The sequence below is a fragment of the Acidovorax sp. sic0104 genome, assembly GCF_019219095.1.
Taxonomy (GTDB): Bacteria; Pseudomonadota; Gammaproteobacteria; order Burkholderiales; family Burkholderiaceae_C; genus Acidovorax.
Genome location: NZ_JAHUWH010000001.1, coordinates 121,880 through 142,775, shown reverse-complemented (window position 1 = coordinate 142,775; position 20,896 = coordinate 121,880). Strand labels below are relative to the sequence as shown.

Genomic DNA, 20,896 nt, shown 5'->3' with positions numbered 1-20,896 from the left:
TCTCCGTGATGCTGGAATGGTTTGGATGGCTAGTAACTTGTGGATAACTTTGACTGGTTCAAGTCATCCGGCGTGTTTTATTTGGGGGCCGATACGGTGACGAGTGCCGGGCGCAGCACACGGTCGGCGATCACGTAGCCCTTTTGCAGTACGGCCACGACGGTGTTGGCTTCCTGCTCGGCGGGCACCATGCTGATGGCCTGGTGCTGGTGCGGGTCGAACTTGGTGCCCGCTGCCGGATTGATGGCCAGCACCTTGTTGCGCTCCAGGGCAGAGGTGAGCTGCCGCAAGGTGGCATCGGCGCCTTCGCGCAGTTGTTCGGGCGTGGCTTCCTTGATGGCCAGGGCAGCGTCCAGGCTGTCGGCCACGGGCAGCAGGCTCTCGGCAAAGCTCTCGATGCCAAACTTTCGCGCCTTGGACACTTCGTCTTCCGCGCGGCGGCGGGCGTTCTCGGCCTCGGCCTTGGCGCGCAGAAACTGGTCGGCCAGGTCCGCGCTCTTGGCCTTGAGCTCGGCCAGCTCGCCCTGCAGCCGCGCCAGCTCGTCGGAGGCGTGGGCAGCCATGGCGGCTTCAACTTCTTCGGGGGCGGGGGCGCTCTGTGCAGTGGGTTGGCTGGTGTCTGACATGTCTTGGTCTGAAGGTGGATAAACAGTAAGTACGCGCGGCATCTGGGGACATGCCCGGCCATTTCAAGGTCCGGCGAAGGGACATGTGCGCGGTTGCCCATGCCCGGATCGTTTTGCTGTATCGCATGTCGTCCCGTTCGGTGAATTTGCAAGGGCTGGAGCCTGGAGGGCCTGCTCTTGCCGGATTTGCCGGCTCGGAAACACGGGTGAGTGTACAAGCCGCGGGGAGCGGGCTATAATTGCCGGCTTTGCCTTGCCACACCGCTTCTGGACGCAGCGGGTGGTGTCATCCAAAAGGAGTCTGCATGCGTCATTACGAAATCATTTTGTTGATCCATCCGGATCAAAGCGAACAAGTTCCAGCCATGCTGGAGCGCTACAAGGGCATGATCACCGCTGGCGGTGGCAAGGTGCACCGCGTGGAAGACTGGGGCCGCCGTCAACTGGCGTACCTGATCAACAAGCTGGCCAAGGCCCACTACCTGTGCGTGAACATCGAAGCCGACCAGGCTGTGATGGCTGAACTGGAGCACGCCTTCAAGTTCAACGACGCCGTGCTGCGCCACCTGACGGTTCAGAAGAAGAAGGCCGACACGGGCCCATCTTCGATGATGAAGACCGTCGAGCGCGAAGAAGCCCGCAAGGCCAGCCAAGCTGAATACGCAGCTGCCGGCGGCGAGCGTGGCGAACGCCAAGAGCGCGCCGAGCGCTGATCCAGCCCGTTGGAGTGGAGAACCGCGTAGTCTTGACCGCCTGTATCGCAGAGGCTGAGCCCTTGCGTTACACGCCCGCCGGATTGCCTGCCATCAACCTGCGGCTCGAGCACGGGTCGCAGCAAATCGAGGCAGGCCATCCCCGCGAAGTCAAGGCCGCCATGAAAGCCGTCGCCTTTGGTGCGATGGCCGAGCGCCTGGCACGGCAAAACATCGGAAGTCTCTGGACTTTCCATGGATTTCTGGCCACCCCGCGCAATGGCAGGAACGCAGTGCTGCATATCCAGGATATTCAACAAAATTAATTTTCAAGGGGTCCGCAATGGCCACGTTCAAGAAGTTCAACAAAGACAAGCGCCCAAAGCGCAACACCCAGTCCCTGCTGTTCAAGCGCAAGCGCTTCTGCCGCTTCACGGTGACGGGCGTTGAAGAAATCGACTACAAGGATGTCGATACGCTGCGCGATTTCATCGCCGAAAACGGCAAGATCATCCCCGCACGCCTGACCGGCACGCGCGCCATCTACCAGCGTCAGCTGAACACCGCCATCAAGCGCGCCCGCTTCCTGGCCCTGGTGCCTTACAGCGACCAGCACAAGATCTAAGGAGCACAACCCATGCAAATCATTCTGCTCGACAAGGTTGTGAACCTCGGCAACCTGGGTGAAATCGTCAAGGTCAAGGACGGCTACGCGCGCAACTTCCTGATCCCCGCTGGCCGCGCCCGTCGCGCCACTGAAGCCGCCAAGGCAGAGTTCGAAGCCAAGCGCGCCGAACTCGAAAAGGCCGCTGCTGCCAAGCTGGCAGAAGCCCAGGCTCAAGGCGAGAAGCTGGCTGGCACCACCGTCAAGCTGACGCAAAAGGCTGGCGTGGACGGCCGTCTGTTTGGTTCCGTGACCAACCACGACATCGCCGAAGAGCTGAACAAGCAAGGCTACAAGGTCGCCAAGTCACAGATCCGCCTGCCCAACGGCCCTATCAAGGTCGTGAGCGACAGCGCTGTGAGCGTGGCTCTGCACACCGATGTGGTGGTGGAAGTCAACGTGTCGGTCTACGGCGAAACCGCCTGATCGCCTTTGCCGGCCGTGGCCGGCATGCTGGTGCCCTGTGCACCCCAAGCCGCCTTCGGGCGGCTTTTGTTTTTTTAAAGCGCGTCTCCATACAGAACTGTCCCCTGGCTGTGCACGCCTTATCCACAGGCTTATCCCGTTGCGCGCTGGGCGGGGCGGGTGCGCTGAGCTAGCATTGAACGCTTGCCCCAAGGAATCCCATGTCCGCTGTTTTCCCGCCGCTTGATGAACAGGTGTTCGAGCCTTCTCCGCCGCAGCCCGACCGGGAAGTGGCCCAGTTGCGCGTGCCCCCGCACTCCATCGAAGCCGAATCCAGTGTTCTGGGCGGCCTGCTGCTTGACAATAACGCCTGGGACCGCGTGGGCGACCTGCTGGTGGAGAGCCACTTTTACCGGCACGAGCACCAGATGGTGTACTCGGCCATCGGGGCGTTGATCAATGGCAGCAAGCCAGCCGACGTCATCACGGTCTTCGAGCACCTTCAGAATCAGGGCAAGGCGCAGGAAATGGGGGGGTTGGCGTACCTGAACAACCTGGCCCAGTACGTACCGAGCGCCAGCAACATCCGCCGCTACGCAGAGATCGTGCGGGAGCGTGCCATCCTGCGCAAGCTGGTCACGGCCAGCGACGAAATATCAACCAACGCCTTCAACCCGCAGGGCAAGACGGTCGAACGCATTCTGGACGAGGCCGAGGCCAAGATCTTCGCCATCGGGGAAGAAGGCTCGCGCACTAAACAGGGCTTCCAGTCGCTGGACAATCTGGTGATCGACCTGCTCGACAAGGTCCAGGAGATGGCCGACAACCCCGTGGACGTCACCGGCGTGCCGACGGGCTTTGCGGATCTGGACCGCATGACGTCGGGTCTGCAGGCGGGCGACATGGTGGTGCTGGCGGCGCGTCCTTCGATGGGCAAAACATCCTTTGCGGTGAACATCGCCGAGCACGTGGCGCTCAACGAAGGCCTGCCCGTGGCCATCTTCTCGATGGAAATGGGCGCAGCCCAGCTCGCGGTGCGTATCGTGGGCTCCATCGGCCGCGTGAACCAGGGCAACCTGCGCACAGGCAAGTTGACCGACGACGAGTGGCCGCGCCTGACCGAGGCGATCGAAAAGTTGCGCACCGTATCGCTGCACATCGACGAGACGCCCGGCCTGACCCCGGGCGAGTTGCGCGCCAATGCCCGGCGCCTGGCCCGCCAGTGCGGCAAGCTCGGGCTCATCGTGGTCGATTACCTGCAGCTCATGAGCGGGTCGGGCGCTGGCAGCGCTGACAACCGTGCCACGGAACTGGGCGAGATCTCCCGAGGCCTCAAGATGCTGGCGAAGGAACTGCAGTGCCCGGTGATCGCCCTGTCGCAGCTCAACCGCTCGGTCGAGCAGCGCACCGACAAACGTCCCATGATGTCCGACTTGCGCGAATCGGGCGCCATCGAGCAGGATGCCGACATCATCATGTTCATCTACCGCGACGATTACTACAACAAGGATAGCAAGGAGCCCAACGTGGCCGAGGTCATCATCGGCAAGCAGCGTAACGGGCCCACGGGCACCGTGAAGCTGTTCTTCCAGAAGAACCAGACGCGCTTCGAAAACCTCGCAATGGGCGGTGGTGACGACTACTGACGCGCGAGAAAGCACAGACCCAAAGCAAAAACCCCCTGCCAATGGCGGGGGCTTTTCTGCGTGGTGTCAATTTTTCCGCACTGCCTGAAACCGGCGCGGCCCATGCCAGTGCCCCCGTGCAAGGGTCACCCCGCCGCACCGGGGGCGTCCCCCTCCCGAATCGCGTAGCGAGTCGAGAGAGGGGGAAGGCGCGAAGCGACTCAGGGGGTGCTTCTTACAACACTTCGCTGGCAAAGTCTGCCAAACGCGAGCGCTCGCCGCGCGCCAGGGTGATGTGCCCGCTGTGCGGCCAGCCCTTGAAGCGGTCCACCGCATAGGTCAGGCCCGACGAGCCTTCGGTCAGGTAGGGCGTGTCGATCTGCGCCAGGTTGCCCATGCAGATGATCTTGGTGCCCGGGCCCGCACGGGTGATCAGGGTCTTCATCTGCTTGGGTGTCAGGTTCTGCGCTTCGTCGATGATCACGTATTTGTTCAGGAAGGTACGCCCGCGCATGAAGTTCATGCTCTTGATCTTGATGCGGCTTCGGATCAACTCGTTGGTGGCGGCGCGGCCCCACTCGCCGGCATTGCCGCCGTCGCCCTTGGCCAGGAACTCGAGGTTGTCGTCGAGCGCGCCCATCCAGGGGCCCATCTTCTCTTCCTCGGTGCCAGGCAGGAAGCCGATGTCCTCGCCCACGCTCACCGTGGCGCGGGTCATGATGATCTCGGTGTAGCGGCGGTCGTCCAGCACCTGGGTGAGCCCAGCGGCAAGGGCCAGCAGGGTCTTGCCGGTGCCCGCCGTGCCGGTCAGGGTCACGAAGTCGATCTCCGGATCCATGAGCAGGTTCATGGCGTAGTTCTGCTCGCGGTTGCGCGTCGTCACGCCCCACACCGCGTGCTTGGCCGAGCCGTAGTCCTTGAGGGTCTGCAGCACGGCCGTCTTTTCGCGGATCTCGCTCACGCGTGCAAACAGGCTGGGCTCGCCGGGGGCCTCGAAGTACACGAACTGGTTGATCATCAGTTGCGGTACGAGAGGCCCGCCGATGCGGTAGTAAGTGTGCGCCCCACTCTGCCAGCTTTCGACGTTCTTGCCGCTCTTGGCCCAGAAGTCCGGGGGAAGCGCCAGTATGCCTGCATACAGCAGGTCGCCGTCTTCCAGTGTCTTGTCGTTCTGGTAGTCCTCGGCATTCAGGCCCAGGGCGCGCGCCTTGACGCGCATGTTGATGTCCTTGGACACCAGCACGACCTCGCGCGGCGCGTGTTCCTTGCGCAGCGCCTCGACCACGCCCAGGATCTGGTTGTCGGCCTTGCCCGGGGGCAGGCTGGTGGGCAGGCTGTAGTCCAGCGGTGCGGTCTGGAAGTACAGGCAACCGCCGGCGGCACGCTGCCCTGTGGAGTCGAGCTTCAGGCCATGGGCGATGTCGGCGCCCTGCACGCCGGCCAGCGCGTCGAGCGTGCGGCTGGTCTGGCGGCCATTGCGGGCGACTTCGGTCATGCCCTTCTTGTGGCCGTCAAGCTCCTCCAGCACGATCATCGGCAGGAAGATGTCGTGCTCTTCAAAGCGGAACAGGCTGGTGGGGTCGTGCAGAAGCACGTTGGTGTCCAGCACGAACAGCTTGGTCGGGCCCTGAGGGCGGCTGCGCTTGCTGCGGCTGGCCGGCGACGGGGCGGCCGGTGCCGGGGCTGCTGCAGCGGGTACGGCGCTTGCAGCCGCAGAGGCGCGTGCCGGGGTCTTGCGGCTGGGGCTGCGGGCGACGACTGTGGTGGCGGGCTCTGCGCGGCTGCGGGTGCCGGCGCGTTCTGCGGCGGGCGCGGTCGTGGATACCACCTGCAGCGCGGTGCGCTCGGCCGCAGCCTTGCGGGCCGTGCTGCGTGCTGGCGGTGCTTCCCGGGGTGCCGCTGGGGCTTCGGCAACCGCCGATACAGCGGCTTTGCCGGGGCGGGCGGTCACATCGTAGGCTTCGGGGGCGAGGAGGGCGGCGCGCCGGCTGGGGGCGGGGGGCAGGGGCATGGTGGCAGGGCCTCGGTCGGTGTCGGTGGGGGAATCAGAAAGCAAAAAGCCGCCTGGAGACCAAGGCGGCTTTGCGGGAGGAGGGGTCAGACGTTGCGGGAACCAGGGGCATCAATCCATTATGCCTATTCCCGATGTCAGGCTTGGGCAAAAAGGCTGCGCTGTCGCGTGGATGCCTCTGCGCCCGTTCCTCAGGCCATCAGGCGGCTTTCTTCAGGGCCTTGATGGACTTCACGGCCTTGAGGACTTCGTCCACATGGCCGGGGACCTTCAGTCCGCGCCATTCCTGCACCAGGATGCCATCGGGGCCTACCAGGAAGGTGCTGCGCTCGATACCCTTGACCTTCTTGCCGTACATGATCTTGTTCTTCACCACGCCGAACATGTGGCACATCTTCTCTTCGGTATCGGCGATGAGTTCGAAGGGCAGTTCCAGCTTTTCCTTGAAGTCGTCGTGTGACTTCATGTTGTCGCGCGAAACGCCGAACACGGCGGCGCCAGCCTTCACGAAATCCTTGTACTTGTCGCGGAACTGCATGGCTTCAGTCGTGCAGCCGGGCGTGTTGTCCTTGGGATAGAAGTACAGAACCAGAATCTGGCCAAGGTGGGAGGTGTTGGAAACCTTGAGTCCACCGGTCGCGTTGGCTTCAAATTCGGGGAGGGGTTTGTTGACAACGATCGCCATATCACTTCAATCTCTCAGGATGTAGTCGTTGATAAGCCGGGGGAAGCGGGTGTGTTATTGCTCTTGTGAGTGCCCCCGACCGCAACCCGTGATTTTACTCCGAAATCGATTGCTAACCAAATGTAAGACTGTGTGTCCAACCCTTTCCCCGGGAGAGGAAGGAGGGGCGCCGCCCTCCTGCGGCATGTGCGATGCCGGGCCACTGGTGCATCGGGGCGACGCGAAGCCGTTCAGCCTTCCAGCAGCAGGGCGGCCACCACGTTGCGGCCCTCGCTTGCCAGGATGTTGTAGGTGCGGCAGGCCGCCGCCGTATCCATGGTCTCCAGCCCGAGGCGACGGGCGATCAGAGGCGCGAGCCACGCGGGCGGGGGAAACCGGTTGCGCGTGCCGCTGCCGAAGATGACCAGCTCGGTCTCCAGGTCGGCCAGTTGCGCGAAGTGCTCGGCGGTGAGGTCTTCGAAGCGCGTGCAGTCCCAGGCCTGGCGCAGGCCGCCCGAGCCGATGATCACGCTGTGGGTGATCTTCTCTGCATCCACGCCGATCCACCCGGGGCCATAGCCGCTGATGGTTTGTGCGTTCGAGCGGTCGGGTTGGAATTTCATGGGTGTTGCAAGGCGCCGTAGTCCACGGCGAGATTGAGGCGGCCTTCCTGGGCAGCGGAAGGGGCCGGTTGCGCGTCTGATCTGTGGTCAAATTATAGGTTTCGCCAAGGTGCCCGCCGCTCTGGCTTGCCACCTGACCCCATTTCTTCATCGTCAGCGCATGAAAACCGTCCAGAAATCCGCCAAGCTCGCCAACGTCTGCTATGACATCCGGGGGCCCATCATGGACGCGGCCAAGAAGATGGAAGAGGACGGGCACAAGATCATCAAGCTGAACATCGGCAACCTGGCTGTGTTCGGTTTCGATGCGCCGGAAGAGATCCAGCTGGACATGATCCGCAACCTGCCCAACTCGGCCGGGTACTCGGATAGCAAGGGCATCTTTGCCGCACGCAAGGCGGTGATGCACGAGACGCAAAAGCAGGGCATCAAGGGCGTGGCGCTCGACGACATTTACCTTGGCAACGGCGCCAGCGAGCTCATCGTGATGGCCACCAACGCCCTGCTGGACAACGGCGACGAACTGCTGCTGCCCTCGCCCGACTATCCGCTGTGGACTGCCGCAGCCAGCCTGTCGGGCGGCACGCCGGTGCACTACCTGTGCGACGAGGCCAATGGCTGGATGCCGGACCTGGCCGACATCCGCGCCAAGATCACGCCCCGTACAAAGGGCATCGTGGTCATCAACCCCAACAACCCCACGGGCGCGCTGTACTCGGACGGGCTGCTCAAGGGCATCATCGCCATCGCCCGCGAACACGGCCTTGTGATCTTCGCCGACGAGGTGTACGACAAGGTGCTCTACGACGGCGCCACGCACACCGCCATCGGCTCGCTGAGCGAGGACGTTCTCACGCTCACCTTCAACTCGCTGTCCAAGAGCTACCGCTCCTGCGGCTACCGCGCCGGCTGGCTGGTGGTGTCGGGCGACAAGAAGCCCGCCAAGGATTACATCGAGGGCCTCAACATGCTCTCGAACATGCGCCTGTGCGCCAACGTGCCGGGCCAGTGGGCCGTGCAGACGGCGCTGGGCGGCTACCAAAGCATCAACGAGCTGGTGGGTGATGGTGGCCGCCTGCGCAAGCAGCGCGATCTGGCCTACGAACTCATCACCGCCATTCCGGGCGTCACCTGTGTGAAGCCCCAGGCAGCCCTGTACATGTTCCCGCGCCTGGACCCGGTGGTGTACCCGATCAACGACGATCAGCAGTTCTTCCTGGAGCTGCTGCAGGAAACCAAGGTCATGCTGGTGCAGGGCACGGGTTTCAACTGGGCCTCGCCCGACCACTTCCGCATTGTGTTCCTGCCCCATGAGGACGACCTGCGCGACGCCATAGGCCGTGTGGCGCGCTTCCTGGAGCAGTACCGCAAGCGCAAGCAGGCCGCCGCGGCGGCGACCTGAGCGGCACGCTGCCGAGTGAGGAGGGCCTTTTCCATGCGCATCCGCTTCGCTGCTGGACCTGCAGGGGCGATGCTGGCCTGCGCTCTGGCCCTGGCTGCATGCCAGCCGTCCGTGCACGCCGCCGAGCCCAAGAGCGACCCTGTGGGGTTCCAGCACAAGGACTGGGCGCTGCAATGCGACAACACCCGCACCTGCCGGGCGGTGGGATACCAGTCGGAAGACGGTGATTCCGAGCCCGTTTCCATTCTCCTGACGCGCCCGGCGGGTCCCAACACGCCGGTGCAGGTGGATTTGCAGGTCTACACCGAAAAGACTGAACTGCAAGCGCTTGAACTGCGAGTGGGCAAAGTCTCGGTGAGGGACCTGGAGGGCCACGACATCGCCCGTGTGCCCGCGCGCCAGGTGCCGCACCTGTTGCAAGAACTGCTCAAAAACGACCAAGCCACCGTGTTGGCTGGCAAGGAGCGGTGGACGCTGTCGCTGGCCGGCGCCAGTGCGGTACTGCTCAAGATGGATGAGGCCCAAGGCCGCGTCGGCACGCCCGGTGCGCTGGTGCGGCGCGGCAGCAAGGCGGAATCGTCGGTGCTGCAACCCGTGGCCGCTCCCTCGGTCAAGGCCGTGCTGCCCGCGGCGCCCCGCAAGGGCGATGGCGCACTGGCCAAGCCCTTGATCGCGGAGATCGACCGCGCCAACGTGGCCGACCAGTGCACCGGCCAGGATCCTCTGAACCCGTCCACGGCCGAGGTGCGCCGCCTCACGGACCGCAAGCTACTGCTGTCGCTGCCCTGCGGCATGGGCGCCTACAACTCCAGCAGTCTGCTGTGGATCGCCAACGACCGGCCGCCCCACAAGCCAGAGCCTTTGCAGGACGTGGACGGCGAATTCGACGCAGACACCGGCGCTGTCCATTCCGCCATGAAGGGCAGGGGCATCGGCGACTGCTGGTCCACGCGCGACTGGCAGTTCGACGGACGGGGCTTCGTGCTCACCCGCGAGGCCGGAGACAGCATGTGCCGGGGCTTTCCCGGCGGCGCCTGGCAACTGCCGAGCTACGTCACTCGCTGAGGCGCCGCCGCGCAGCCTCCCCCCTTGAACGCCCGCCCCTTATTTCCACCCGATTCAACCCTTCTTCCCAACATCATCATGAAACCCATCCAAGTAGGCCTTCTGGGCATCGGCACCGTCGGCAGCGGCGTGTTCAACGTGCTTGAGCGCAACCAGGAAGAAATCCGCCGCCGTGCGGGCCGCGGCATCGAGATCACGATGGTGGCCGACCTGGACGTGGAGCGTGCCAAGGCAGTGGTCGGCGACGGCATCCAGGTCGTCAACGACGCCCGCGCCATCATCGCCAACCCCGACATCGACATCGTCATCGAGCTCATCGGCGGCTACGGCATCGCCCGCGCGCTGGTGCTCGAAGCCATTGCGGCGGGCAAGCATGTGGTCACGGCCAACAAGGCGCTGCTGGCCGTGCACGGTACCGAAATCTTCGCGGCCGCATCGGCCAAGGGCGTGATGGTGGCCTTCGAGGCCGCCGTGGCCGGCGGCATCCCGATCATCAAGGCGCTGCGCGAAGGCCTCACCGCCAACCGCATCCAGTGGATCGCCGGCATCATCAACGGCACCACCAACTTCATCCTGTCCGAGATGCGCAGCAAGGGCCTCGACTTCGACGTGGTGCTGAAAGAAGCCCAGCGCCTGGGCTACGCCGAAGCCGACCCCACCTTCGACATCGAAGGCGTGGATGCCGCGCACAAGGTCACGCTGATGAGCGCCATTGCCTTCGGCGTCCCTGTGCAGTTCGACAAGGCCTATGTCGAAGGCATTACCAAGCTGTCGGCTGCCGACATCAAGTACGCCGAGCAACTGGGCTACCGGATCAAGCTGCTCGGCATCACCAAGCGCGTCGACAAGGGCGTGGAGCTGCGCGTGCACCCGAGCCTGGTGCCCTCCAAGCGCCTGATCGCCAACGTCGAGGGCGCGATGAACGCCGTGGTAGTGCAGGGTGATGCCGTGGGCACCACGCTGTACTACGGCAAGGGCGCGGGCAGCGAGCCCACGGCCAGCGCCGTGATCGCCGACCTGGTGGACATCGCCCGCCTGCACACGGCCGACCCCGAGCACCGCGTGCCCCACCTGGCCTTCCAGCCCAACACACTGGCCGACGCGATGGGATCGCTGCCCGTGCTGCCCATGAGCGAAGTGGTCACCAGCTACTACCTGCGCCTTCGCGTGGCTGACCAGGCCGGCGTGCTGGCCAAGGTCACGGGCCTGCTGGCCGAGGCGGGCGTGAGCATCGACGCGGTGCTGCAGCGCGAGGCCGATGAAGTGGGCGGCGAGGGCTCCACCCAGACAGACCTGATCATCCTGACCCACGACACCCGCGAAGGCACGATGGACGCCGTGATCGCCCAGATGCAGGCATTGCCCACGGTGCTGGCGCCCATCACGCGCATCCGCAAGGAGGAACTGAACTGACCCGCGCACGATCACCTTGGACCGACGGCCATGCCCACGCTGGTTGCGGCACTCACGCTCGGCGCGCTGCTGCGGCTGTCGCTTGTCGAGCAACCAAGGTGGCACCTGGCGTTCTGGTTCGGCGTACTGGTAGGCCTGGCGCTTTTCCAGTCGATGCCGCGCCTGCATGCCATCGGCAACGGCCTGGGGAGTTTTTTTGCGGCCTGGCTGTATTTCGTGCTGCTGGACCGGACCGACAATCGGCAGGACCGTGCATGGCACTGGCTGATCCTGATCGGCGGCTATTTTTTATTGATCGCTTCGCGTCTGTATATCGACATCCGTGTCTATGGCATCAGCCTCTAGGCACGCTGGAAGAAAACCCATGAAATACCTCAGCACCCGCGGGCACGCAGACCGCAAGCAGTTCTGCGACATCCTGCTCGAAGGCCTGGCGCCCGACGGCGGCCTGTACCTGCCCGAGCATTACCCTCAGGTCAACGATGCCATGCTCACGCGCCTTCGCAAGGCCTACCACGAGCAGGGCTATGCCGAGCTGGCGTTCCAGATCCTGTCGCTGTACATCGACGACATCCCTGGCGCGGACCTCAAGGCCCTGTGCGCCAAGACGTACACGGCCGAAGTCTTCGGCACGGGCGAGATCGTGCCACTGCGCCACCTCGAAGACGGGCTGTGGCTCGAAGCCCTGTCCAACGGCCCCACGCTGGCCTTCAAGGACATGGCCATGCAGCTTCTGGGCAACCTGTTCGAGTACGAGCTGGGCCGCCGTGGCGAAGAACTCAATATCCTGGGCGCCACCAGCGGCGACACCGGCAGCGCGGCCGAGTACGCCATGCGCGGCAAGAAGGGCGTGCGCGTCTTCATGACCAGCCCGCACGGCCGCATGAGCGCCTTCCAGCAGGCGCAGATGTTCAGCCTGCAGGACGAGAACATCCACAACATCGCCATCGAAGGCGTGTTCGACGATTGCCAGGACATCGTCAAGGCCGTGAGCAACGACCTCGATTTCAAGCGCCAATACAAGATCGGGACCGTCAACTCCATCAACTGGGCGCGCCTCCTGGCGCAGGTGGTGTACTACTTCGCGGGCTACATCCAGGCCACCGAGACCAACGACCAGAAGGTCAGCTTCACCGTGCCCAGCGGCAACTTCGGCAACGTCTGCGCAGGCCACGTGGCGCGCATGATGGGACTGCCCATTGCCAAACTGGTGGTGGCCACCAACGAGAACGACGTGCTCGACGAGTTCTTTCGTACCGGCGTGTACCGCGTGCGTGCCGCTGCCGACACGCACGAGACCTCCAGCCCCTCGATGGACATCAGCAAGGCCAGCAACTTCGAGCGCTTCGTCTTCGACCTGCTGGGACGCAACGGCCAGCGTACCAAGGCCCTGTTCAGCGCCGCGCTGCAGACCTATGGCCGGTTCGACCTGAGCGCCGAGCCGCTGTTCGCCGATGCCGCGGGCAAGTACGGCTTTGAAAGCGGCAAGAGCACCCACGCCGACCGCCTGGCCACCATCCGCGACACCCATAAGCGCCATGGCGTGACCATCGACACCCACACTGCCGACGGCGTAAAGGTGGCGCGCGAGCACCACGGCGATGCCTCGGTGCCGATGATCGTGCTGGAGACCGCACTGCCCATCAAGTTCGCCGAAACCATTCAGGAAGCCCTGGGCCATGCGCCCGAGCGGCCCGAGAAGTTCGCGGGCATCGAGAGCCTGCCCAAGCGGGTGCATGTCATGCCGGCGGACGCGGAGCAGGTGAAGGCGTACATCGCCCGGCATTGCGCTGGCTGAAGCCCCCAAGCCCGCCATGGCCTCAAAGGCATGGCAAAAATGGCTACAGCGCTTATCCATAAAGCGCTGTTAGCTATTATAAAGATAGCAAATCAAGGAGCGGTGGATGAAGGTGATCGGTTTTGCGGGCTTTTCCGGCAGTGGCAAGACCACACTGGTCGAGCAGCTCATCCCCGAGCTGCGCCTGCGCGGGCTCAGGGTGTCGGTGGTCAAGCATGCGCACCACAGCTTCGATGTGGATCACCCCGGCAAGGACACCTACCGCCACCGCGAGGCCGGGGCCTTTGAAGTCGTGGCCGCGTCCGACAAGCGCCTGATGCTGGTGCGCGAGTTCGAGCGCCCTGCCACGCTTTCCGTGCACCACCTGATCGCTGAGCTGTATCCGGGCGTGGACTGGGTGCTGGTGGAAGGCTTCAAGGACAGCGACCTGCTCAAGATCGAGGTGTGGCGCGCCCCCGAAGCCGGCCAGCCCGCCAAGCCCGTGCGCTACCCCGAGGACGACTTCGTGGTCGCCGTCGCCACCGACGCGCCCGGCGCGCTCACGGTGCCCACGCAGTTGCCCCTGCTCGACCTCAACGCCCCTTCGCAGGTGGTGGACTGGCTGCTTCAGAACGCGGACCGGTTCGACTACAACGAAGAGCTTTACGGAGCCGGCCTGTGACGACCGGTCAACGCGCGCCCCTCAAACCCCTGGACGACGCCCTGGCCGATCTGCTGGCGCAGGCCGCGCCGCTCGCGGCCACGGAGGCTGTCTCCACCTTCGACGCCGATGGCCGGGTGCTGGCGCAGGACTGCGTCTCGGCGCTGCACGTGCCGCCGCAGGACAACAGTTCCATGGACGGCTACGCCGTGCGCCGGGCCGACCTGCCCGCGGCAGGCACCTTGCTGCCGGTGTCGCAGCGCATTGCGGCAGGCAGCGCGGGCGAGCCGCTTTCGCCCGGCACGGCCGCGCGCATCTTCACCGGCGCGCCCGTGCCGGCGGGGGCCGACGCCGTCCTCATGCAGGAAGACTGCGAGGCCGTCGCGCCGGACAGCGTGCGCATCAATGCAGTGCCCCAGCCAGGCCAGTGGATCCGCCGCGCCGGCGAGGACATCACGCGCGGCGCGGTGGTGCTGGCCAAGGGCACGCGCCTGTCACCCGCCGAGCTGGGCCTGGCCGCCAGCATCGGCCTGCACCAGCTGCAGGTCGCTCGCAGGCCGCGCGTGGCATTGTTTTCCACGGGCGACGAGCTGGTGATGCCGGGCGAGGTGGCGCCAGAGCACATGCGTCCGGGCGCCATCTACAACAGCAACCGGTTCTTCCTGCGCGCCCTGCTGCTGCGCCTGGGCTGCGAGGTTACCGACCTGGGCATCGTGCCCGACCGGCGTGAAGCCACCGTTCAAGCGCTGCGCAGCGCCAGCGCGGACCACGACCTCATCCTGACCAGCGGTGGCGTGTCGGTGGGCGAAGAGGACCACATCAAGCCGGCGGTCGAGTCGCTGGGCCGGCTCGATTTGTGGCAGATCGCCATGAAGCCCGGCAAGCCATTCGCCTACGGCCAGATTCCGCGTGCGCAGGGCGCTGCGCACTTCATGGGCCTGCCCGGCAATCCCGTGTCGAGCTTCCTGACCTTTGCGCTGCTGGTGCGGCCGTTCGTGCTGCGCCTGCAGGGTGTACAGGCCGTGGCGCCGCAGGCCCTGGAGGCCACCGCGCACTTCGACTGGCCCCGCGCCGACAAGCGCCGCGAGTTCCTGCGCGTGCGCCACAACGCGGCAGGAGGGCTGGACATCTTTGGCAACCAAAGCTCGGGTGTGCTCACTTCGGCAGCGTGGGGCGATGGTGTGGTGGACAACCCCGCAGGCCAGACCATCGCGCATGGAGACACCGTGCGATTCATCCCTTTTGCGGAGCTGCTGTCATGAAACGAGTTGGCCCTCGCGCTGTTCACTGCGTGTGGTCGCTGTCGCCCACGGGCGCAGCTTTTCATGGAAGAGCAGCCCTGCAATGAAAAACATCACCGTTCGCTACTTCGCCTCCATCCGCGAGGCAGTCGGTACCGGGCAGGAGGCGGTGGCCACGCCTGCCGCCAACTTGGGCGCGCTGCGCGACGAACTCATCGCGCGCGGCGGTGCCCATGCCGCCAGCCTGGCCCGGGGCCGGGCCGTGCGCATGGCGCTCAACCAGGTGTTGAGCGATGAAACGGCCGCCTTGGCCGAGGGCGCCGAAGTCGCCTTTTTCCCGCCCGTCACGGGCGGGTGAACCTGCCTGCCGGCCTGACGCGGTTCAGAGGGCCCGCAGGCGCTCCTGCAGCGCTGCCGAGGCCGGCATCATCGGCGCGCGCAGTTCGTTGTGCAGTAAGCCCGCTTGCGCCAGTACGGCCTTGAGCGGCGCCGGGTTGGGCTCGTCAAAACACATCGCGATCCACGGCTGCAGCGCCAGCCACACGCGCCGGGCTGCGGGCAGGTCGCCCGTGCGCAGCAGCTCGATCAGCTCCACGAAGCGCGGTGCATGGCAGTGCGCGCTGGCCGCGATCACTCCCGCACCGCCCTGGGCCAGCGTGGTGAATATCTGCGCGTCCTCGCCCGCCATCACGGCCAGGCGCCCGTCGGCGATCATGGCCTGCGTCTTGGCGGGGTTGCCGCCACAGTCCTTGACGGCCCGGATGCGCGGGTGCGCGGCCAGGGCCAGCATTGTCTCGGTGGCCAGCGTGGCGCCGGTGCGGTAGGGGATGTCGTAGACGATCAGCGGGGCGGAGCTGGCGTCGGCAATGGCGGTGAACCAATGAACCAGCCCCTCTTGCGACGGGCGGATGTAGTGCGGCGCCGGCACCAGCAGGCCTGCCAGCGGCCAGGCCGCCAGGGCGCGCACCCACTCGACCACCTGGCCGAGGTGGTAGCCCGACAGGCCCATCACCACGGGCAGGCCGTCGGCGGCAGCAAGCACCGTTTCCAGCACCGCGAGCTGTTCGTCCTTGGAGAGTGCGGCCGCCTCGCCCGTGGAGCCGCAGGCCACGAAGCCGGCCACGCCCTGGCCGCGCAGCGTGCGGGTCAGGGCGGCCAGGGCGGCGTGGTCCACGGCACCGTCCTTGAACGGCGTGACGAGAGGGATCCAGAGCCCGCTGAAGGGCTGCAGAGAGAGGGAGGTAGCGGTGGCGGACAAGCGAAGCATCCTTTCAAGGTTCGACCCGTGGAAGAACCGTCCGGAAGGTGCGCGCGCGGAATGCCGGGAAGGAAAAGAGAAAACGAAAGAAGAGGGGATTTCTCTACCAGGTGGTTCCGTCGCTCATCCGGACGGAACCACAGCTCCGGTCAGATGAGCTCTGGTTTTTTGGCTTTGACCACGCACTGCCGTGTGGCCGCGGGAGCGGTCATCATGGCGATCAAGGTGTGCGTGGGCATGCGGGGCAGTATAGCGAGCCAGCGTGCCGGTGGCTGTCTGTTGGGCGCCACGGCGGAGCTGGTGGTGGTGCGGGCGCAGCCGTCAGAGCGCCGGGCCTGCAGCAGCCGCGCCGTCGGCCGGCGCATCGGCAGGTTGCGGCGGGACCAGTTCGGGGCAGGGCCAGTTCAGCAGCTCGGCCAGGCGCGTGACGATCCAGGTGGCCTCGGCGGTGGAGACCCCGGACTCGGCCGTGCACAGCCCCGCGTGGATGCGCCGCAGGATCTCGGCCTCGGACGGCGCCTGCACGTGGTAGAGCGTCTGCGCGTGCTCCACCAGGTGGCCGGCGAGGTCTTCGCACAGTTCGTAGCGGGTGCGCACCACGGCGGGCCTTTCGGTCAGGCGATTGCGCGCGTCGCTGTACACCGCCATGAAGGAGGGCGGCACGTGGATCTGGTTGTCGTCGTCCATGGGCGCCTTGCTCAGTCGGGGGTGAACAGCCGTTCGAACTTCGCCTGGTCGGCCGCCAGTTCGAAGCTCACCACCTGGCCCATCTTCATGTCCGACAGGCGGCAGGCCGCGAACAGCGTGGTCTTGCCCGCCAGGTCCATCACGGCCAGGTCGATGATGGCGTAGGGGTAGGGCACGAAGACCTGGTGGTCGAACACGTCCTTGTGCGCATTGCGCGGCGAGGGGTAGAGCTTGTACAGCCCGGTGGTGATGGTTTGCGTGGCCATGAGGGTGGAGAGTGTGCGCATAGGGACCCTCTGCACGAATCACCGCGCCGTGGGCATATGCGGTCTCGGGCGGTCTGCAGCGTTGCAAATACTCGCAATAGCTGCGGCTATTGCTGCGTTTTGCGCCTTGCAGCCCTTCCCGATCCGCAGCGCCCACTCTACGCTCGATTCGTGCAGAGGGTCCCTAAGGCAGGCACAGGGGGTAAAGTGCGGGCCCATCGTACAGACAATCGAATATCCTCCCATGGCAAAACCCAAAAGTGAATGGCCCGGCAAAGTCCTGGCGCTGGTGCAGGGCGGCAACATCGATGCCGCCGTCGCACAGATCAAGGTGGCCCCGACGGTGGGCGACGTGACGCGCCTGCAGGCGCTGCTGGCCAAGTTGCCGCAGAACGCGGCGCTGGCGCAATTGAACAAGGTGGTCGAGGAAGAGCGCGCCCTGCTGGCGGCGCCCCGGCTGCACCGCTCGCCATGACCGCGCCCCGCGTATCCATCCAGGCGGAGGACTTCGACCTCTCCGCCGAGATCGCAGCGCTGCGCAGCGGCAACAAAGGGGTGGGCGCCGTCTGCAGCTTTGTCGGCACCGTGCGGGATCGCAATGAAGGCGATGCCGTGTCGTCGATGGAACTGGAGCACTACCCCGGCATGACCGAGAAATCCATCGAGGCCATGGTGGACGAGGCTTTCCGCCGCTTCGACATCCTCGGCGCCCGCGTCATCCATCGTGTGGGGCTGCTCGAGCCGCTCGACCAGATCGTGCTGGTGGCGGTGACCAGCAAGCACCGTGGCCAGAGCTTTCAGGCCTGCGAATTCCTGATGGACTACCTCAAGACCCAGGCGCCGTTCTGGAAGAAGGAGCAAACCCCGCAGGGCGCACGCTGGGTGGACGCGCGGGTGAGCGACGACGCGGCGCTGGCGCGCTGGGGCATCACGGTGCAAAACGCTTAGGTATTGTGAAAAAATGGCCGCAATCGCTCATCAGCAAAGCGCTTGATGCTATGAAATTAATAGTGAATCGGTCGAGCGCGTTTGCTGGGTTTTTCTGACACACATCAACTGCTGGTGCGGATACTGTCTTGAAATCAGGCACTTCCTGCCCCAAGTTGTCTGCAATTCGGAAGGACATCGACCCATGCGTCTCGACAAATTCACCACCAAGTTTCAGGAAGCCCTGAGCGACGCCCAGACCCTTGCGCTGGGCAATGACCACGCCTACATAGAACCCGTCCACGTGCTGGTGGCCATGCTGCGCCAGGACGATGGCCCGCGTGCGCTGCTGCAGCGCGCCGGCGTCAATGTGCAAGGGCTGCTGGCCGCTGCGGAGTCGGCCGTGCAGCGGCTGCCGCAGGTGCAGGGCAACGACCAGGTGCAGGGCGGGCCCGAGCTCGGGCGCGTGCTGCAGGCCACCGAGAAGGAAGCCATCAAGCGCGGCGACCAGTTCATCGCCAGCGAGCTCTTCTTGCTGGCCGTGGTCGACAGCAAGGGCGATGCCGCGCGCATCGCCAAGGAAAACGGCCTCACCCGCAAGAGCCTGGAGGCCGCCATCGATGCCGTGCGCGGCGGCCAGAAGATGGACAGCGCCGAGGCGGAGGGCCAGCGCGGCGCCCTGGCCAAGTATTGCCTGGACCTGACCGAGCGTGCCCGCATCGGCAAACTCGACCCCGTGATCGGCCGCGACGACGAGATCCGCCGCGCCATCCAGGTGCTGCAGCGCCGCACCAAGAACAACCCCGTGCTCATCGGCGAGCCGGGCGTGGGCAAGACCGCCATCGTCGAAGGCCTGGCCCAGCGCATCGTGGCCGGCGAGGTGCCCGAGTCGCTCAAGGGCAAGCGCGTGCTGTCGCTCGACATGGCCGCTCTGCTGGCCGGCGCCAAGTACCGCGGCGAGTTCGAAGAGCGCCTGAAGGCCGTGCTCAACGAACTGGCCAAGGACGAGGGCCAGACCATCGTCTTCATCGACGAGCTGCACACCATGGTGGGCGCGGGCAAGGGCGAGGGCGCGATGGACGCGGGCAACATGCTCAAGCCAGCCCTCGCGCGCGGCGAGCTGCACTGCGTGGGCGCCACCACGCTCGACGAATACCGCAAGTACATCGAGAAGGATGCCGCGCTGGAGCGGCGCTTTCAGAAGATCCTGGTGGGCGAGCCCACGGTGGAGGCGACCATCGCCATCCTGCGCGGCCTGCAGGAGAAGTACGAGGTGCACCATGGCGTGGACATCACCGACCCGGCCATCGTGGCCGCGGCCGAACTCTCGCACCGCTATATCACCGACCGCTTCCTGCCCGACAAGGCGATCGACCTGATCGACGAGGCGGCGTCCAAGATCAAGATCGAGATGGACTCCAAGCCCGAGGTCATGGACCGCCTGGACCGCCGCCTCATCCAGCTGCAGATCGAGCGTGAGGCCGTGCGCCGCGAGAAGGACGAGTCCTCGCTCAAGCGCTTTGCGCTGATCGAGGAGGAAATCGCCAAGCTGCAAAAGGAGATCGCCGACTACGACGAGATCTGGCAGTCGGAGAAGGCCCAGGCCCAGGGCAGCGCGCACGTGCGCGAAGCCATCGACAAGCTCAAGTTCCAGATCGAGGAGTTCACCCGCAAGGGCGACTTCAACAAGGTGGCCGAACTGCAGTACGGAAAGCTGCCCGACCTGGAGCGCCAGCTCAAGGAGGCACAGGCCAAGGAAGACGGCAAGGACGGGGCCGCCAGCGCGCCGCGCCTGCTGCGCACCCAGGTCGGTGCCGAGGAGATCGCCGAGGTGGTGAGCCGCGCCACCGGCATTCCGGTCGCCAAGATGATGCAGGGCGAGAAGGACAAGCTGCTGCAGATGGAAGACAAGCTGCACGAGCGCGTGGTGGGCCAGGAGGAGGCGATTGCCGCCGTGGCGAACGCCATCCGCCGCTCGCGCTCGGGTTTGTCGGACCCGAACCGTCCCACCGGCTCTTTCCTGTTCCTGGGCCCCACGGGCGTGGGCAAGACCGAGCTGTGCAAGGCGCTGGCGGGCTTCTTGTTCGACAGCGAAGACCACCTCATCCGCATCGACATGAGCGAGTTCATGGAGAAGCATTCCGTGGCCCGCCTGATCGGCGCGCCGCCCGGCTACGTGGGCTATGAAGAGGGCGGCTACCTGACCGAAGCCGTGCGCCGCAAGCCCTACAGCGTTCTGTTGCTCGACGAGGTGGAAAAAGCCCACCCCGACGTGTTCAACGTGCTGCTGCAGGTGCTGGACGACGGTCGCCTGACCGACGGCCAGGGCCGCACGGTGGACTTCAAGAACACGGTGATCGTGATGACGAGCAACATCGGCTCGCACCTGATACAGGCGATGGTGGGCCAGGACTCCGAGGACATCAAGGAAGCGGTGTGGGGCGAGCTCAAGAACCACTTCCGCCCCGAGTTCCTGAACCGCATCGACGAGACCGTGGTGTTCCACGGCCTGGATGCGCAGCACATCGCCGCCATCGCCAGGATCCAGCTGCACCAGCTGCAATCCCGGCTGGCCAAGATGGATTTGGAGCTGCAGGTGTCGGACGCGGCCTTGGCAGAATTGGCCAAGGTGGGGTTCGACCCCGTGTTCGGTGCGCGGCCGCTCAAGCGGGCGATCCAGCAGCGGCTGGAGAACCCGCTGTCCAAGCTGCTGCTGGAAGGGCGTTTCCCGCCCAAGAGCGTGATTCCGGTCACGGTGAACCCGGTGCTCGAACCCGGGGTCTTCCAGTTCGGCGCGGTGGCGCAGGGCTGATACGGTGAAGTGAACGCGGCGCGCCGCCCCGGCCTTCCAAGGCCGGGGCGGCGTTGGCGCAGTTGTGAAGGAGAGGT

The 20,896-nt window shown here is 65.4% G+C and carries 23 protein-coding genes; 16 read left to right on the top strand and 7 right to left on the bottom strand.

Going from position 1 to position 20,896, the window contains the following annotated elements; translation table 11 throughout:
* Positions 1–77: 77 nt before the first annotated feature.
* On the bottom strand, positions 78–626 hold the full coding sequence (grpE, locus tag KW835_RS00690) for a nucleotide exchange factor GrpE (protein ID WP_218380366.1): 549 nt from the start codon (positions 624–626) through the stop codon (positions 78–80).
* A 305-nt stretch (positions 627–931) separates the two neighbouring features.
* On the opposite strand from grpE, the gene rpsF reads away from it, so the two are divergent.
* From rpsF to dnaB, 5 genes are all read left to right on the top strand, one after another.
* Positions 932–1,339, top strand: coding sequence for a 30S ribosomal protein S6 (gene rpsF, locus KW835_RS00685; RefSeq protein WP_218380365.1), 408 nt, complete (start codon positions 932–934; stop codon positions 1,337–1,339).
* Between the two features lie 14 nt (positions 1,340–1,353).
* A complete protein-coding gene (gene priB, locus KW835_RS00680) occupies positions 1,354–1,644 on the top strand; it encodes a primosomal replication protein N (RefSeq protein WP_218380364.1) in 291 nt (96 codons plus the stop codon).
* Positions 1,645–1,661: 17 nt separating this feature from the next.
* Positions 1,662–1,943: a 30S ribosomal protein S18 gene (gene rpsR / locus KW835_RS00675; protein ID WP_044397946.1), complete on the top strand. Its 282-nt coding sequence runs from the start codon at positions 1,662–1,664 to the stop codon at positions 1,941–1,943.
* 12 nt (positions 1,944–1,955) lie between these two features.
* Positions 1,956–2,408, top strand: a complete 453-nt coding sequence (rplI, locus tag KW835_RS00670) for a 50S ribosomal protein L9 (protein ID WP_015013247.1) — start codon at positions 1,956–1,958, stop codon at positions 2,406–2,408.
* Positions 2,409–2,608: 200 nt separating this feature from the next.
* Positions 2,609–4,033 carry a replicative DNA helicase gene (gene dnaB, locus KW835_RS00665; RefSeq protein WP_218380363.1) on the top strand — a complete coding sequence of 475 codons (1,425 nt, stop codon included), beginning with the start codon at positions 2,609–2,611 and terminating at the stop codon, positions 4,031–4,033.
* 214 nt (positions 4,034–4,247) lie between these two features.
* Here the strand turns inward: dnaB and KW835_RS00660 are convergent, their stop codons facing one another.
* From KW835_RS00660 to KW835_RS00650, 3 genes are all read right to left on the bottom strand, one after another.
* Positions 4,248–6,023, bottom strand: coding sequence for a PhoH family protein (locus KW835_RS00660; RefSeq protein ID WP_218380362.1), 1,776 nt, complete (start codon positions 6,021–6,023; stop codon positions 4,248–4,250).
* A gap of 199 nt (positions 6,024–6,222) precedes the next feature.
* Entirely contained in the window at positions 6,223–6,708 is a 486-nt protein-coding gene (locus tag KW835_RS00655; RefSeq protein ID WP_218380361.1) for a peroxiredoxin, read from the bottom strand.
* Positions 6,709–6,938: 230 nt separating this feature from the next.
* Positions 6,939–7,310, bottom strand: a complete 372-nt coding sequence (locus KW835_RS00650) for an Mth938-like domain-containing protein (RefSeq protein ID WP_218380360.1) — start codon at positions 7,308–7,310, stop codon at positions 6,939–6,941.
* A gap of 160 nt (positions 7,311–7,470) precedes the next feature.
* Between KW835_RS00650 and KW835_RS00645 the strand changes: the two genes are divergently transcribed.
* The 8 genes from KW835_RS00645 to KW835_RS00610 all read left to right on the top strand — a co-directional run bounded on the left by KW835_RS00645 (position 7,471) and on the right by KW835_RS00610 (position 15,227).
* Positions 7,471–8,712, top strand: coding sequence for a pyridoxal phosphate-dependent aminotransferase (locus KW835_RS00645; protein ID WP_218380359.1), 1,242 nt, complete (start codon positions 7,471–7,473; stop codon positions 8,710–8,712).
* Between the two features lie 33 nt (positions 8,713–8,745).
* The gene (locus KW835_RS00640) at positions 8,746–9,777 is read left to right on the top strand and encodes a DUF1176 domain-containing protein (RefSeq protein WP_218380358.1); all 1,032 of its coding nucleotides are present in this window, start codon (positions 8,746–8,748) and stop codon (positions 9,775–9,777) included.
* A 78-nt stretch (positions 9,778–9,855) separates the two neighbouring features.
* A complete protein-coding gene (locus tag KW835_RS00635; protein ID WP_218380357.1) occupies positions 9,856–11,190 on the top strand; it encodes a homoserine dehydrogenase in 1,335 nt (444 codons plus the stop codon).
* Positions 11,191–11,220: 30 nt separating this feature from the next.
* Positions 11,221–11,535, top strand: a complete 315-nt coding sequence (locus KW835_RS00630) for a response regulator (RefSeq protein ID WP_218380356.1) — start codon at positions 11,221–11,223, stop codon at positions 11,533–11,535.
* Between the two features lie 19 nt (positions 11,536–11,554).
* Positions 11,555–12,988 (top strand): threonine synthase, encoded by a 1,434-nt coding sequence (gene thrC, locus KW835_RS00625; RefSeq protein WP_218380355.1) that lies wholly within the window; start codon positions 11,555–11,557, stop codon positions 12,986–12,988.
* 106 nt (positions 12,989–13,094) lie between these two features.
* Positions 13,095–13,649: a molybdopterin-guanine dinucleotide biosynthesis protein B gene (gene mobB, locus KW835_RS00620; protein ID WP_218380354.1), complete on the top strand. Its 555-nt coding sequence runs from the start codon at positions 13,095–13,097 to the stop codon at positions 13,647–13,649.
* Positions 13,646–14,890 (top strand): gephyrin-like molybdotransferase Glp, encoded by a 1,245-nt coding sequence (gene glp / locus KW835_RS00615; RefSeq protein ID WP_218380353.1) that lies wholly within the window; start codon positions 13,646–13,648, stop codon positions 14,888–14,890. The genes mobB and glp overlap by 4 nt, the downstream gene beginning before the upstream one ends.
* Positions 14,891–14,972: 82 nt before the next feature.
* Positions 14,973–15,227: a MoaD/ThiS family protein gene (locus KW835_RS00610; protein ID WP_218380352.1), complete on the top strand. Its 255-nt coding sequence runs from the start codon at positions 14,973–14,975 to the stop codon at positions 15,225–15,227.
* 24 nt (positions 15,228–15,251) lie between these two features.
* On the opposite strand, the gene dapA is transcribed toward KW835_RS00610, so the two are convergent.
* The 3 genes from dapA to KW835_RS00595 form a co-directional block, all read right to left on the bottom strand.
* Positions 15,252–16,136, bottom strand: a complete 885-nt coding sequence (gene dapA, locus KW835_RS00605; protein ID WP_218380351.1) for a 4-hydroxy-tetrahydrodipicolinate synthase — start codon at positions 16,134–16,136, stop codon at positions 15,252–15,254.
* Positions 16,137–16,448: 312 nt separating this feature from the next.
* Positions 16,449–16,814: a hypothetical protein gene (locus KW835_RS00600; RefSeq protein WP_218380350.1), complete on the bottom strand. Its 366-nt coding sequence runs from the start codon at positions 16,812–16,814 to the stop codon at positions 16,449–16,451.
* Positions 16,815–16,825: 11 nt separating this feature from the next.
* A complete protein-coding gene (locus KW835_RS00595; RefSeq protein WP_218381013.1) occupies positions 16,826–17,080 on the bottom strand; it encodes a hypothetical protein in 255 nt (84 codons plus the stop codon).
* A gap of 244 nt (positions 17,081–17,324) precedes the next feature.
* On the opposite strand from KW835_RS00595, the gene KW835_RS00590 reads away from it, so the two are divergent.
* The 3 genes from KW835_RS00590 to clpB all read left to right on the top strand — a co-directional run bounded on the left by KW835_RS00590 (position 17,325) and on the right by clpB (position 20,819).
* Positions 17,325–17,555, top strand: coding sequence for a hypothetical protein (locus KW835_RS00590; RefSeq protein WP_218380349.1), 231 nt, complete (start codon positions 17,325–17,327; stop codon positions 17,553–17,555).
* Positions 17,552–18,028 (top strand): molybdenum cofactor biosynthesis protein MoaE, encoded by a 477-nt coding sequence (locus KW835_RS00585; RefSeq protein WP_218380348.1) that lies wholly within the window; start codon positions 17,552–17,554, stop codon positions 18,026–18,028. Before KW835_RS00590 ends, KW835_RS00585 begins: the two co-directional genes overlap by 4 nt.
* A 184-nt stretch (positions 18,029–18,212) precedes the next feature.
* On the top strand, positions 18,213–20,819 hold the full coding sequence (gene clpB, locus KW835_RS00580) for an ATP-dependent chaperone ClpB (RefSeq protein WP_218380347.1): 2,607 nt from the start codon (positions 18,213–18,215) through the stop codon (positions 20,817–20,819).
* The last annotated feature ends 77 nt before the right edge of the window (positions 20,820–20,896 follow it).